Raw genomic sequence first — 13,574 nt, 5'->3', positions numbered from 1 at the left:
GTGATCCGACGCCGTCTTCTCGGACTCCTCGCCCTGCTGCTGATCCTCGGCATCGTCATCGGGCTGCCCATCGTTTTGGTTGCTGTTGGCGCGAACCCCTTCACCAGCGGAGTACCCAGCCTCGACGAGCTCCAGAACGCATTGACCTCGCCCGATGACGGAACCCTGGCCGTGGCCGTGATCAAGGTCGTGGCTTGGGCGTCCTGGGCGTTCCTTACCGTGTCCATCCTCCTTGAGGTGCTGGCACGTCTGCGCGGCGTTCGAGCACCGCGACTGCCAGGCCTGAGCCTCCCGCAGAACGCCGCCCGCGGGCTGGTAGGCACAGCACTAACGCTCTTCGTCGCGTTCCCGGCGGCGGGTGCCGCACACGCGGCACCGGTTACCGCGATCGCGGCGACACACATCACCGCCACCGTCAGCGCCCCGGCGCCTCTGGCCGACCCCGCCACCCACACTGGTGACCCTGATACGAGCATCAGCGCCCAGTCTGCCCAGCAGAACACTGAGCCCCCGCAGACCGTCCACCACACAGTCAAGCGCGGTGAGACGCTCTGGTCGATCGCCGCCGATCGCCTGGGAGACGGCCACCGGTACAAGGAGATCCACAACCTGAACCGGGAGATCCTCGGTGACCAGCCCGGCTTCATCAAGGCCGGGTGGGTCCTGGACATCCCGACACCCGATCCGGCGGCACAGGACGGTGCAGCCGACACCGTCGTCGTCGAGAAGGGCGACACCCTCTCCGAGGTCGCGCTCGAACAGTACGGCGACGCCACCCGATACCCGGAGATCTTCGAGGCCTCTCGCTCAATCACCCAGCCGGGTGGAGCTCAGCTCACCGACCCCGACGTGATCGACGTCGGCTGGACCCTGAAGATCCCCGGTGCGGCCACCCCGTCGACGACACACCCTGAGCTCCCTGACCCTGTCACGCCACAGCCGCAGTCCCCGTCCACCACAGCCCCCGCGGAGGTCGCGGCCCCCGCAACTGGAGCACCATCCGCTCCAACGCCTGAGGCCCCCGAAACAGCACCCCCGGCCACCCAGGCACAGCCACAGGCGCCCACGGGTGCAACGGTCACCACCCCCGACCACCTGCAGTCTGAGCCCCCGTGGATGGCCCGCACCAGCTACGGCGTCGGGGCCCTCCTAGCTGCCGGCGTAATCGCCCTGCTCGCCACCAAGCGCCGCACCCAGCAGCGCCGCCGCAGTCCCGGCCAGCGTATGCCGATGCCCACCGGTGCCGCCGCACGCGCCGAGCAAGAGCTGCGTGCCACCGCAGACGCCTTGTCGATCGAGACGGTCGACGTTGCGCTGCGCACCTTGGCCCGCAGCTGCGCCGACAACGGTGTCGCACTGCCGGCCGTGCGCGCTGCACGCCTGACGGCCACCCAGTTCGACCTCTACCTCGCCGAGCCAGCCGACCTACCAGCCCCATGGACCGGCACCGCCGACGACACGGTCTGGACGCTCGAGGTCGACAACACCTTCGACCTGGCCGAGGTCGACGTCGCCGACATCCCGGCGCCCTACCCAGCCCTAGTCACGATCGGCCACGACGAGGAAGAGGGGCACGTGCTGCTGGACCTCGAGTTCCTCGGCACCCTCGGCGTCATCGGCCAGGACGCCGCTGCCACCCGCGAGATCCTCGCAGCACTGGCCATCGAGCTTGCCAACTCCACGTGGGCCGACGACCTGCAGGTCACCCTGGTGGGCGCATTCCCCGACCTGGAGGACACGCTGCAGACCGGCCGTATCCGCTACCTGCCCTCCGTCGGCCGACTCCTCGAGGACCTGCTCCACCGGGCCGAGCTCGACCGCCAGGCCATGTCCGCCCACGGCGCATCTGACTTGCACCATGCCCGGGTGACCGGTGCCGCACCAGACGTCTGGGCCCCAGAGATCGTCCTGCTCGCCGGCGAGATCACCGACCGTCAACGCAACCAGCTTGAACAGCTTGTCACCGATCTCCCCCGTGTCGCGATGGCCATGATCACCAACGGGCTGACTGTGGGGGAGTGGGGTCTGGACCTCACCGCCGGCGACGGACCCGAGTACGCAGTGCTCACACCGATCGGACTCCAGCTGCGCCCTCAGCGTCTACCCGCCGAGCAGTACGGCCACCTGCTCGAGATCGCCTCTCTTGCTGACATCGAGGAACTGGACCCCACGCAAGCCGCCCCTCTGCCCTCCCTGGCCGAGGTCGAGTCGATCACCCCCAACAACGAACCGGCCACCCCGGTCTCGGCCATGCCCGAGATCACTCTCGACCACCTCGAGGCAGTCACCCGAGAAACCTCCGCGACCGCGCCTACTCTCGACCCGGCGAGCCTCCATGATCAGCGACCCCAGACCTCCACCTCCGGTTCGATCGCCGACGACATCGAAGAGACCATCTCTGCCCGCCAGCCCCACGCCACCGAGGACGCCTTCGCGGCTGAGGACGACCTGAGCCCTCAGCCGCCACTCACCGATCCGCCCACGGCCGATCCGCCCCCAGCAGACCCGACCACTGCCCCCACCACGCCAGTCGCAGATACCGAACCAGAACTCACCGCCGAGGCCCACGTTGCGCCAGGCACATCCGGCGAGGAGGACGACGCCCACGCGCTCGACCATGCAGTTCCGCCGGCCCAGGTGCACCCCATGCCGATACCTGCTCCCAGAATCGTCGTCCTGGGCCCGGTCGACCTACTCAATGCCACCGGCAAGGTCGAACCGACCAAGCGTTCGCGCCTCCTGGAGTACGCCGCCTATCTCTCCCTCACCCCCGGCACCACCCACACAGCCATCGACAACGCGATCTGGCCAGACCGGAAGAACGAGGACAACCTCAACACCCGCAACACCGCCACCAGCAAGCTGCGCCGATGGGTCGGCACTGACCCCGTCTCCGGCGCGGAGTACCTGCCTCGCATACAGGCAGGAGAGGGCTACGCCTTCCACCCGGCCGTCACGACCGATGTAGGCGACTGGGAGCAACTGCTCGGCCACGACCCCCTGAACGCAACTACCGAACGCCTCGAGGAGGCGCTCGCCCTGGTCCGCGGCATCCCCTTCGAGGGCACCCATCGAAAGCGGTACGCCTGGGCTGAGCCGATCCGCCAACGACTCATCAGCGAGATCGTCGACGCCTCCTACGAACTAGCCCGCCGCCGGCTCATGGATGGCCGCTGGCGCGGCGCTGAGGAAGCCGTCGTCGTCGGCCTGCGGATCGAGCCGGCCCAAGAGAACCTCTGGCGTCTGCGGATCCTCGCCGCCCACGAGTCAAGGAACACGGCTGCGGAGACAGAGGCAATCGAAAGGCTCCTGACCATCACGGAACAGCTCGAGTGTGACCTCGAGCCGGAGACCGAACAGCTACTCGCGGCGCTCAAGACTCCAGGAACAGACTTCGACCAACTCATGGCCAACGCACTCTAGGAAGAGATCACCCAATGACTCGCCCCACCCAGCATCTCGCCAGCATCGCGACCATCGCCGCGGCGGCCCTTGCCCTGAGTGCGTGCGACAGCGCCGGAAGCGACACCCCCACGGCAACCGCCTCGACGCCTTCGGCCACATCGACTTCCCCGACAGCCACGTCCACCCCGACCTCGACCGCCTCCCCCGAGGAAGTGGCCATCGCCGCGGCCGAGAAGAAGATCCCGGAGTATTTCGCTGTCGCCGATAGGTCGCTGCAAGATCCCGACACGTTCAAGTTGGACGACTTCAAGGGAGTAGCGATCTCTTCCGCACTAGTGGACCTGGAGAACCGTTTCAGCGTCTTCACCGGCCAGATGTTGACGCAAACGGGCGCAGCCAAGGTTGAGTCCATCGAGAACCCGCGCGTCGCCCTGCAGTTCGACCTGGAGAAGTCACCGCCAGATGTCCCTACGGTGCAGCTCGATGTCTGTGTCGATGTCAGCAAGATCAACATGGTCAATGAGGCAGGGGAGTCGCAAATCCCAGCGACACGCGCGCCGCGCCAGCTGTGGCTCATTGGCGTCTCCAACTACGAATACCCGTCTCCGGACGACTGGCGAGTCTCCTTCACCGACACCCAGGGGGGTAAGACATGCTGAGATGGGTAGCAAGGTTGACGCTTGCGTTCATGGCGGCAGGCCTGGCCGTTGCCGTCCCCAGCTCGGCCGCCCAGGCTGACGAGCCGACCTGTTACAAGACGGATCCTGCAACCGGTCTCTGCGTCATCTGGGTCGGCGGCCCCGGGTCCGGCGGTGGCGGAGGCGGTGCCGGAGGAGGAGGAGGAGGAGGCGGCGGCGGCGGCGACGGCGAAGACTCGTCGGTTGTCACCTTGGTCATCAACGGCCAGCAGTGCACCTTCTCGGGTCCGATTAGCCCTCAACCGCCAAGCTCGGAGCCCATCTGGGAAGGGCGCACCGACGGCGCGATCTATGGGTGTCTGGCTACGAACGGTCGTTTCGGCGCACCGGTAACTCTTCAGTTCTGGGCTGCATCAGCCCCGTCACTTCCTCCGCCGGACCCTGCGGTCCTGGCACAACAGGCTGTGCGGTCGATGAATCTCCGCGCCGTCGACATCGGATTGGTACCCGAAGACGCTCCTGGCCGGGTGGGCATCATCGGGATGCCGTCGTGGATGTGGGTCGAGTCTCCCGGTGAAAGCACGATGGGGCCGATCACCAGGTCCGCCTCAGCCCGGGGCTACACCGTTACTGCGGTCGCGAAGGTGGCCAAGATCGTCTGGAACATGGGAGATGGGCAGACGGTTACCTGCACCGGTCCCGGCGTGCCGTACGCCGACAGCTACGGCAAGCAGAGCTCGCCCGAGTGTGGGCACACCTACACCCGCCAGGGCCGCTACACCGTGTCGGCGACCTCGTACTGGACGGTGAACTGGTCCGGCATCGGGCAGACAGGCACGATCCCGATCGACTTCACCACGACGACGAACATCACCATGGGGGAGTCCCAGGTCATCAACCAGTAGGGCTGCTTCCTGCCTACAAGCCGGCCCTCACCCAACTCTCGGGGTGGGCGAGGGCCGGCTTATGGTGTCGAGGCTGCGTCAGGCGACCAAGCTCTGATCAGCCATCTCGACAAGGGCCGGGGTGCGCAGCTCGACCCTGACGGCCTCGGTGAGCTTGCGGGAGGCCCTAGAGCAACGCTGGCGCACGGCCGCCTGGGTTAGCCCCAGCTGCTCGGCCACGGCCGCGAACCCGAAACCGGTGGTGCGCTCGGGCAGGTAGGAGGCGACCAGCAGTTGTGCTTCATCACGGTTGATCGTGGCGTTGCGTAGGCCCCAGGCGATGACCTCAAGGAGATCTGAGTCCTGCGTGATCTCCTCGACTGGGTCCGAGTCGGTGGTCCTCAGCCCGGCCAACCATGCCCGCCGAGCACCGTCTCGGGCTTCTTCGTCGCGGAAGTCATGGGGGTCGACCGGCAGGTCGACGGGGGGCTTTCGGGCACCGGTGACGCGATGAAGGGTGTCCAGCGAGAGGTTGGATGCGACCGAGCTGGTCCGGCGGTGCACGGGGTAATCAGCCATGACATCCCAGAACTCGGCGATCGTGATGTGGCGCCGGTCCTCGGCCCACGTGTCGCTGCTCGAGGTGCACATCCCACCGGCGTGGGCCGCGGTCTTGGCTAGCTTGGGCAGGAGCGCCTGGAGCACGACGCGGCCGGCGAGCTGATGTCCGTTCTGGAAGAGCCGGATGAGGGCCAGGAGGAGCTCGTTGGTCCGATCATGTCCGGCTGCGTCAATGGCGTCGACGATCTGGCCAGGTAGCGAGAAGTCGACCAGGGTCTCCTCAGAGCGCCCCCATCGCCGCACTGTCGCCGTGACGCTGGCAGTGGCGTGCAGATCGGCCCACTCCTGGGTCAACTGCCGATAGAGGGGTGAGACAACCCCTACCGGGGCAGTCAGGTGTTGGCGGAACATCCGCTCGATCTTCTTCACGGCTTCTGGCTCCTCCGTGTGGTTCATGCTCCGGACGGTAGGAGTGCTTGCTGCGACCCGTCCACTTGGTGTGGGTCGCCCCCTACGCAAACCCACTCAAGTCGGGCACCCTTGCCCGTTCTCTTGCCCTCCTCGGTCAGCGTCAGATCATTCTTTGGCAAGGGCCCCGCTGACGCTTGCCCGCACCGACCCAACAGGCCTTTGAACTGCGCAAACACGGCTTGCCGAGACTCCTGTCTGCCGCGTGCGAGATCGAGGAAAAAAGGGTGCGTCAGTACTGCCTGGCCCGTCACAGCGCGCGGCCTCGCGCACCTTCCAGGGGTGACAGAAGAACCTGCCGCCCAAGGAGAGACCATGAGCCGCCCCGATCGCGTTCCCCGCGACTTGGTCGACGCTGCCGCTGTCCATGCTGCCCGCGAGGCGATCGTGCTGGCCCTTGGGCCGCTGGCCGCCAGCCCCCTAGATGAGCAGGCGACCAGCCGGATGAAGGCTGCGCTCGAAGGCGCGGAGTCCCCGGCGGTCCGCCGGGCCATCCGCCGCCTGACCAGGTCCGGGGAGCCGCGCCCCCCGCTGCAGGCGGTTCCGTCCATGACCAGTGACAGGACCGCCGGCCTCCGTCCGCAGACTTCGCGGCCGATCCGCCGGCCCTGCCAGCTCCTGACGCCACTGCTGACCCCTGGAGGCGCGGCATGAGTCCGACCCTGTCGTTGCGGCGTACCTCGGCGAACACTGACCCGACCCTCGACCAGCCAGGGGACGTCGAGGAACTCCCACCGGTCGCGGACGGACGACACCAGACCACGTCTGCGCTGGGAGCCAAGGCCGCGACCTTCGGCCTGCTGACCTGCCTGGCGCTTGGCCCTGTCGGTGCCGTTCTCGGCGGGCTGGCCTTCCTCCAGTCCGCTCAGCCCCCGGCCGTCCCGGCCGCGGCAGCGGTGGACCAGTCCCACGAGCGCGCCGTCGTCGGTCAGTTCGCTCAGCAGGTGGTCGTCACCTGGTTGACCACCACCCAGGAGAACCCGGATGCTCTGCTCGCCTTGATCAAGGACGCCCAGGTCTCCGGACTGTCTCAGACGGCCTTCACGGTCGTCGACCCGGCAGTCTCAGGGATCAGGTCCGTCGAAGGCACCTGGTCGGTCACGGTGGCGGCAACCGTCACTGACGCCAACGAGACCACCACGCGACGCTATTTCCAGGTCCCTGTGCGGTATGCCGACGGCAGCGTGACGGCCCTTACCTTGCCCTCCCCAGTCTCACCACCGCCGGTCACGGTCGGAGCCACCACTGGGTATCGAGCCCAGGTCGACATCACTACACCCCTCGGGCAGACGGTGGGCCAGTTCCTGAACGCCTACATCGCCGGCTCTGGCGATGCCTCTCGCTATCTGACTCCCGGTGTCGTCCTGACCACTCTCACGCCGGCGCCGTACACCTCCGTGGGACTGTCCGAGATCCGGGCCGAAGGAAGCGACCAGCCACCTGCAGTCGTCCCGGTGGACGGGACACAGATCCGGGTGCTGGCACTGGGCACCGCGGTGGTGACCGACCAGCAGACCTCGAACGTCGCCTACGCGCTGACCCTGACCGCACGCGCGGGCCGGTGGGAGATCTCCGCGCTCGACCTGGTCCCTGTCCAGTCTCAGACCCAATCTCCCGACGCCTCCTCGGCGCCGGGCCCAGTGCCCGCCCGGTCCCCGGGCAGTGCATCGACCACCCCGGCCGACATCCCCACGTCGACCACCACCCCGTAGGAGGAGTACCACCATGTCCACACTCATCCAGCTGAGCAACGAGGTCATCTCCGCTCACCAGGCCGGCGCACTCCCGATGGCCGCAGGTGACGGAATCCTCGACTGGGTCACGGCCAAGAACACCCAGACCCAGACGGTGCTGCGCGGTGTCGCGGTCACCCTCGGGATCATCTTCGTGATCATGCAGGCGGTCGCCTCACGAGGCGCCATGGCTCGCATCATCGTCTCCCTGATCGCTGCCGGCATCTTCATCTGGGGCGTGTGGAGCGTCACCGACATCAAGGACCGCGTCGGCAACGAGATGGCCCTGGGTTCGATCGTCGTCCAGGTCGAGCTCGGCGCCCCCACCCCGGGCAGCTCGCTGAGCTTCTCCTCCACCTGATCGGCACCAGGACCTACGGGCACGTCAAGGAGAAGGACATCTGATGTCGACCCCCACACAGACACACTCCGGCAGCGGCGACGGCTACGAGGTCGTCAAGTGGTACACCCGTGCCCGACGATTCCCCCAGCTGATCGGGAAGACCCCCGACGGCGCCACCATCTGGGGCGGTCCCTACACGTACACGCAGGTCATCGCGGGGGTGGCGTTCATCGTGATCGGCAGCAAGACCACCTGGCTGTGGGGCCACTTCGGCCTGCTCGGCAACGCTCTCATTCTCCTGGGCTGCGCCTATGGCCTCGTGGTGCTCCTGGGCCGGCTCCCGATCGGGTCGAGAAGCCCGATCTCGATCGGTTCAGGCGCGATCCGAGCTCTCACCTCGCCGGCCCAAGGGAACCTGGGTGGATCTGCGGTCAAGATCCGCCGGCCGCGTCATGCCCGGTCTCGCCTGGTCATCAATCACGACGCACGCTCTCTGTCTGAGGTCCAGACACGCCGCGATCACCCGATCCCGCCACGGGCTCGCCGGCGGTTGCCGCGTCCGCGCTGGTCACGGCCTGCGCCATCGCAGCAGCGGCCCGTCCTCGCGTCATCGCCCCGGATCCGTCCCGTGCCCGCCACCACACAGCGCAGTGCGGACTCACCCGCCCTCACCGGGGTGCAGCGGCTGCTCGCCTCCTCGGGCGCCACCCGGGAGAAATGATGCGTACCCCCTCTCGTTCCATGGCGGCCAACCTGCGCTGGACCCGTTCCGGGTCGGTGTGGGCCGACTGGCTGCTCACCGGACTTCCCTACGGGCTGCGCCCCACCAAGGACAAGCACGGCGTGCGAGCCCTGCACACGGCGTTGTTCCGGGCCCTGCCGGGGGAGTCACTGCTGCTGGGCATCAACTCCGGTCTGGACCCGGCCGTAGTGGTCTCCAAGATGCTCGAGGGCGTGGACTTGGAGGACTGCCCGGACTGGGTTGCCGAGTGCGAGGCCACTCTCGACACCCTTGACCGTCTGGGGCCTGGTCAGCGCGTGTTCTGGCTCTCTGTCCCACTCGGCGACGACAAGCCCTCCGACCGGTTTACCGAGCCGTTCAAGGCGGCCACGTCCGACCTGCGGGACCGACTCGGTTTGCCCCGCGCCGAGATCCCACTCGGCGACGTCGAACGCCGCCTGGCCCAGGCTGCCCGAGTCGCCGAGAGCATCCCCGGCCCCTTCAACCCCGTCCCGGCCACGCCTGCTCAGATGGTCTGGCTCCATCAGCACGCGATTCGTCGAGGTCTGTTCCAGGACCTCGACCTGCCCGGCCCCGGGGAAGACGACGTCGCCGCGGCCTTGCTGACCCCCAAGACAGGCGCTGCCCTGGGTGAGCCGGTCCTCGACGAAGGTGGCCAGAGCGACCTCGACCCCAAGTCGCCGGCTCGGCTGAACCCGATCTCCCGTCGCTACCTCAAGGTCTCCGACGCCTCCTCGGTTGCCGAGGTGGAGTCGTCCTACCAGTCACTGATGGTCATCTCCGACGTCCCCGACGGAGGCATGCTCTTCCCCGGTTCGGAGGTCATCGGACGCATCGACGAGTCGGGAATCGACGTCGACTGGGCGATGCGGCTCTCGATCCGGTCCTCCGCGGCCGTCGCCTCCCAGAACCAGCGTGCCCTGCGCAACCTCAACGAGCAGTACGGCCAGCGCGAAGGCGAGGTCTCCCACGGCCTGAACATGCTCGACCGGGTCGGTGACGACCTAGCTGAGTACGTGGGCATCCTCGAGTCCGACAAGCTCGAGGTCGAAGCCCAGGCCACCATGATCTTCGCAGTGGCCGGCCCCACCCCCGCCTCATCCCGGCAGCAAGCGCGAGCCCTGTCCGACTTCCTCGGCGACACCGGCTACAAGCTCTCGGCCCCCTTGGGCTACCAGGAGGAGTTGTGGTGGGCAATGCAGCCCGGCGTACCCGCCTCACGGGCCGTGCGGGAGTTCGCACAGATCACCACGAGCAAAGCCTTGGCGGCGACCGTCCCCCTGGCCTCGGTGCGTCTGGGCGACTCCAAGGGGTCCGCCCTCGGGCTGAACATCGCGCACGGTCCGCTCCTGGCCGAGAACGTCCCCTGCGGCCCCTCCAGCATCGTCCTGCATGACCTCGAAGGAGCCTCCGACCGGCAGATCTCCGGCTCAGCCGCGGTTGCGGGCGAGCTCGGCGCCGGCAAGACCGCCACGCTCATGAAACTGGCTGGTGACGTCATCGACCGCGGCGGCCAGCTCGTCATCGCCGACCGCACAGCAAAGGGGGAGTGGGCGTCCTGGGCAGGAGCACTGACCCGGGCCGTCGTCGTCAACGCTGCCGACCCCGTGCTGTCCCTGGACCCCCTGCGCGTCTTCGGGCCCCGCACCGGCAGCCGAATCATGCAAACCTTCCTCACTCCGCTGCTCAACGTCCGCCCCACCAGCGAGCGAGGCGTGTTGCTCTCCGACGTCCTCGACCCGGTCTACCTGGAACGGCACGAGCTGACGTCCTCCGGTGACCTGCTCGCCCACCTCCACGACGGCTGCACCCTGGCCGGGGCTGGGGAGCTGGCCCGCCTGGTCAACGTCTTCGCTCGCCGTGAGATCGGTCGTGTCATCTTCGACGGTTCGGTCCCACCCCTGGACTTGTCCACCCGGGCTGTGGTGATCCGCACCCACACCTTGCAGCTGCCCTCACGCGAGGAGCTCGAGCACGAGCACCTCTTTGAACAGCTCGGCTTGGAGAAGCTGTTTGGTCGCGCGCTCAATGCACTCATCGCGGCGCTCTCCCGCCACGTGTGCTTCGAGGACACCTCGATCCTGGCCGGGTTCGTTGTCTCCGAGGCGCACTCGATGACGATCTCCTTCGAGGGCGAGCGGGAGCTTGTCGACTTCGTGCGAGACGGCCGCAAGCACCGCGCGGTGGTGCTGCTGGACTCTCATGACCCCGAGGCTGACTTCGGCAGCCCGACTCTTCGTGGGCTGATCCCCACTCGGATCCTCATGCGCCATCGAGACAAGACCTTGGCCAAGCGCGGCCTTGCTTGGCTGGACCTGGACCCCGAGGACGAGCAGCTGATCGAGATGGTCCGCCACGACACCTCCCCGTTGGGCTCGGACGGCAAAGAGGTCCCCGTGCACCGCCGCGGCGAGGCCACCATGCGCGACATGTCCGGCAACGTCGGCCGGGTCAAGGTCCTGCTCCCTGCGCGGCAGGAGCGCGCGGCCGCCATCACCGCCGGCGGCTCGGCCAGCGTCAAGGCCTCTCACCGCGTTGAGGAGGAGGGATGACGTGGCTGCGAGGTCGCGGTCTGTGGGTGCTGCGCGCCCTATCCCTGGCCGCTGGCTGGCTGCTGTTGATGGTGGTGCGCGTGCCGAGTGCGGCGGCGGCCCCGGTTGCCGCCGCAGACAAGATCGGACAGACCCCTCCGGCGTTGGCGTGGATCGAGCTGAAGGACTCGCGTGGGATCTCGATCTGGAACTTTGAGATGTCGCTGGACCGTGGCGGTATCACCTCACCGGACAAGTTCTTCTGGGCGTCGATGACGGACGCCTGCTGGGGCGCATACCGGTCCTGGTGCGCGCTGGCTCTGTGGTTCCTGGACTGGGTTCTGTCGTTCACCTGGATCCAGACGATCGCCACCCCGCTGCTGGCCGTGGGCAGCGCGATGCAGCAGGTCGTCACCCGACTGGGTCTGGTGCCCACTTTCTTGACGTTGACCGCGTTGCTGGCCGGGCTGTGGATGCTCAAGGGCCGGCACACCACCGCGATCTGGGAGGTCGGCATCGCCTGCGTCATCGCCGCGCTCGCTTCGGGTGTGTTCGCGCAGCCCGTGCAGATGATCGCCGGACCCGACGGGTACATCGTCAAGGCCAACCAGACCGGTCAGGAGCTCGCAGCCGCTCTGGCTACCGGGGACGCGGCTGGTAAGAGCCCCGAGCAGCTGCGCCTGGAGCAGACTGGCCAGCTGGTCGATACCTTCATCCGCCAGCCCACGCAGATGATCAACTTCGGCCAGGTCCTCGACGGCGGCGCGTGTGAGGGTCCCTACAACGACGTAGTCAAGGGCGGGCCCTACGGCAACGAGTCGGACATCCGGGACAAGATCTCCGACTGCGACGACACCCTGGGTGAGTACGCCGCCAACCCGTCCGCCTCGATGGCCCTGGGTTCGGTGGTGTTCTTCCCGGCCGCGTTCGTGATCCTGGCGATGTGCATGCTGCTGGGCGGGTCCGTCATCGCGGCCGCTGTGTGGGCGATGTTCCAGTCACTGAAGGCGATCGTGACGTTCGTGACCGGGCTGCTGCCCGGTGGCGGCCGCGGGTCGCTCATGCTCACGGCCGCCGAGACGGTGGTGGCGTTGCTGATCATCGTCTTCACCAGTGTCTTCCTGTCGGTGTTCCTGCTGGTGATCCAGGCGATGTTCGCTGCCTCGAAGGGGGAGTCGATCCCGAAGACCTTCGTCATCGTCGATGTCCTCATCGTGGTCGGGCTATTCATCTACATGCGGCAACGCAAGCAGCTCAAGGCGGCCTCTGCGCGCCTGGCGCAGTGGATGTCGCAGCGGCCCGGTGGCGCCCCGGCCACGCGGCTTCCCGAGCGCGTTCCCGGCGTCGGGATGGGTGCGGCGGCGACGGCAGTGCGCACCGCCACCGGTCTGGCTCAGCTGCGAGCCCAGCGTGCCGTTGCTGGCCGAGAGCCCAGTCCCACGTTCGTGGACAACCGGCAGCAAGCCGCGATCTTTCTGCCCTTCCCGCGACGCAGCGACGGCGGTAGCGGAGGGCCGCACGTGGACGCGGTGCCGACATCGCGACCAGGCGGTGGAGGGGCTGGCCGTTCACAGCTGCCGAGTGGGCCGGACCGCCCGCAGCTTGGCCCCTCGGACCGGTTCTTCATACCTGGTGCGCCGGGGGAGAGCCCGACTTCAGGTGGTGGGGGTCTCAAGCGGATCGAGGCGCGGAAGAAGGCCGCTGGCGCACTGGTGCGCGCCGGAACCCACGTTGCCCTAGCTTCTGCCACCGGCGGTGCTTCGACTGCGGTCACTGGCGCGGCCCGAGTGGCCAGTGCCGGCAAGACCGCCCGGCGCGCGGCCCTGGCCTCTCGGCTGGCGATCAGCGCCGGGCAGTCTGGAGCCTCCACTAGCGGCCGCCCGGCCTCACCTCGGACCACGCCCGCCCCAGTCCGGGGTCCGGCGTACCGGGCGTCGGGGACCGTGGTCCAAGGCCAGGTCGTGTCCTCGCGGTCCTCGACCAGGCCGGGCCCGCTTCATGCCACGGAAGCCGCCGCCTCGCCGTCACGCCCCGGCAAGGACACCCGGGTGCCTGCAGGCAAGACCAAGCCGGTCCAGGGCAAGCAGCTGCCGCCGCGCCAAACGGACCCACCTCCCACTACACCGCACCACCCGACACCGGTGAAGAGGCCGTCGCGTCAGAACCCGACCCCCAGCCCGCCACGGTCGGAGAACGCACAACGGGCCGACCGCCTGCGCCAGCGGCTGGCCGACCGGGCCAGTCGTCCTCGCCGCTCCGCCTGAAGGTC

General features: G+C 68.0%; 10 protein-coding genes. 9 read left to right on the top strand and 1 reads right to left on the bottom strand.

From position 1 onward, the window contains the following. The 3 genes from GA707_RS18730 to GA707_RS18710 all read left to right on the top strand — a co-directional run bounded on the left by GA707_RS18730 (position 1) and on the right by GA707_RS18710 (position 4,948). Positions 1-3,423 carry a LysM peptidoglycan-binding domain-containing protein gene (locus GA707_RS18730; RefSeq protein WP_226963950.1) on the top strand — a complete coding sequence of 1,141 codons (3,423 nt, stop codon included), beginning with the start codon at positions 1-3 and terminating at the stop codon, positions 3,421-3,423. Positions 3,424-3,437: 14 nt separating this feature from the next. Continuing rightward, complete coding sequence (locus GA707_RS20975; protein WP_193315420.1) at positions 3,438-4,064, top strand: hypothetical protein; 627 nt, start codon at positions 3,438-3,440, stop codon at positions 4,062-4,064. A gap of 452 nt (positions 4,065-4,516) precedes the next feature. Then, a complete protein-coding gene (locus GA707_RS18710; RefSeq protein ID WP_152179982.1) occupies positions 4,517-4,948 on the top strand; it encodes an ATP/GTP-binding protein in 432 nt (143 codons plus the stop codon). A gap of 78 nt (positions 4,949-5,026) precedes the next feature. Here the strand turns inward: GA707_RS18710 and GA707_RS18705 are convergent, their stop codons facing one another. Beyond that, positions 5,027-5,944, bottom strand: a complete 918-nt coding sequence (locus GA707_RS18705; protein ID WP_152179981.1) for a hypothetical protein — start codon at positions 5,942-5,944, stop codon at positions 5,027-5,029. Between the two features lie 327 nt (positions 5,945-6,271). Here GA707_RS18705 and GA707_RS18700 point away from each other — a divergent pair, with 327 nt between their 5' ends. Genes GA707_RS18700 through GA707_RS18675 form a run of 6 tightly spaced genes read left to right on the top strand, consistent with a single transcriptional unit; the run spans position 6,272 to position 13,569 of the window. Then, positions 6,272-6,610 carry a hypothetical protein gene (locus tag GA707_RS18700; protein ID WP_193315419.1) on the top strand — a complete coding sequence of 113 codons (339 nt, stop codon included), beginning with the start codon at positions 6,272-6,274 and terminating at the stop codon, positions 6,608-6,610. After that, positions 6,607-7,668 (top strand): conjugal transfer protein, encoded by a 1,062-nt coding sequence (locus GA707_RS18695; RefSeq protein WP_152179980.1) that lies wholly within the window; start codon positions 6,607-6,609, stop codon positions 7,666-7,668. Before GA707_RS18700 ends, GA707_RS18695 begins: the two co-directional genes overlap by 4 nt. Before the next feature lie 13 nt (positions 7,669-7,681). Continuing rightward, positions 7,682-8,050 carry a hypothetical protein gene (locus GA707_RS18690; RefSeq protein WP_152179979.1) on the top strand — a complete coding sequence of 123 codons (369 nt, stop codon included), beginning with the start codon at positions 7,682-7,684 and terminating at the stop codon, positions 8,048-8,050. A 43-nt stretch (positions 8,051-8,093) separates the two neighbouring features. Next, positions 8,094-8,753, top strand: a complete 660-nt coding sequence (locus GA707_RS18685; protein ID WP_152179978.1) for a hypothetical protein — start codon at positions 8,094-8,096, stop codon at positions 8,751-8,753. Between the two features lie 20 nt (positions 8,754-8,773). Beyond that, positions 8,774-11,326, top strand: a complete 2,553-nt coding sequence (locus GA707_RS18680) for an ATP-binding protein (protein WP_226963949.1) — start codon at positions 8,774-8,776, stop codon at positions 11,324-11,326. Further along, complete coding sequence (locus tag GA707_RS18675; RefSeq protein WP_152179976.1) at positions 11,323-13,569, top strand: integral membrane sensor protein; 2,247 nt, start codon at positions 11,323-11,325, stop codon at positions 13,567-13,569. Before GA707_RS18680 ends, GA707_RS18675 begins: the two co-directional genes overlap by 4 nt. Positions 13,570-13,574: the final 5 nt, after the last annotated feature.

The sequence above is a fragment of the Nostocoides sp. F2B08 genome (assembly GCF_009184895.1).
Classification (GTDB): domain Bacteria; phylum Actinomycetota; class Actinomycetes; order Actinomycetales; family Dermatophilaceae; genus F2B08.
Note: the sequence above shows the minus strand (reverse complement) of the source record. Positions and strands in the feature narration are given on the sequence as shown.

Coding starts and splice junctions, on each gene's coding strand:
- GA707_RS20975 (WP_193315420.1), top strand. CDS start 3,438: ATGACTCGCCCCACCCAGCATCTCGCCAGCATCGCGACCATCGCCGCG.
- GA707_RS18710 (WP_152179982.1), top strand. CDS start 4,517: ATGAATCTCCGCGCCGTCGACATCGGATTGGTACCCGAAGACGCTCCT.
- GA707_RS18705 (WP_152179981.1), bottom strand. CDS start 5,944: ATGAACCACACGGAGGAGCCAGAAGCCGTGAAGAAGATCGAGCGGATG.
- GA707_RS18700 (WP_193315419.1), top strand. CDS start 6,272: ATGAGCCGCCCCGATCGCGTTCCCCGCGACTTGGTCGACGCTGCCGCT.
- GA707_RS18695 (WP_152179980.1), top strand. CDS start 6,607: ATGAGTCCGACCCTGTCGTTGCGGCGTACCTCGGCGAACACTGACCCG.
- GA707_RS18690 (WP_152179979.1), top strand. CDS start 7,682: ATGTCCACACTCATCCAGCTGAGCAACGAGGTCATCTCCGCTCACCAG.
- GA707_RS18685 (WP_152179978.1), top strand. CDS start 8,094: ATGTCGACCCCCACACAGACACACTCCGGCAGCGGCGACGGCTACGAG.
- GA707_RS18680 (WP_226963949.1), top strand. CDS start 8,774: ATGGCGGCCAACCTGCGCTGGACCCGTTCCGGGTCGGTGTGGGCCGAC.
- GA707_RS18675 (WP_152179976.1), top strand. CDS start 11,323: ATGACGTGGCTGCGAGGTCGCGGTCTGTGGGTGCTGCGCGCCCTATCC.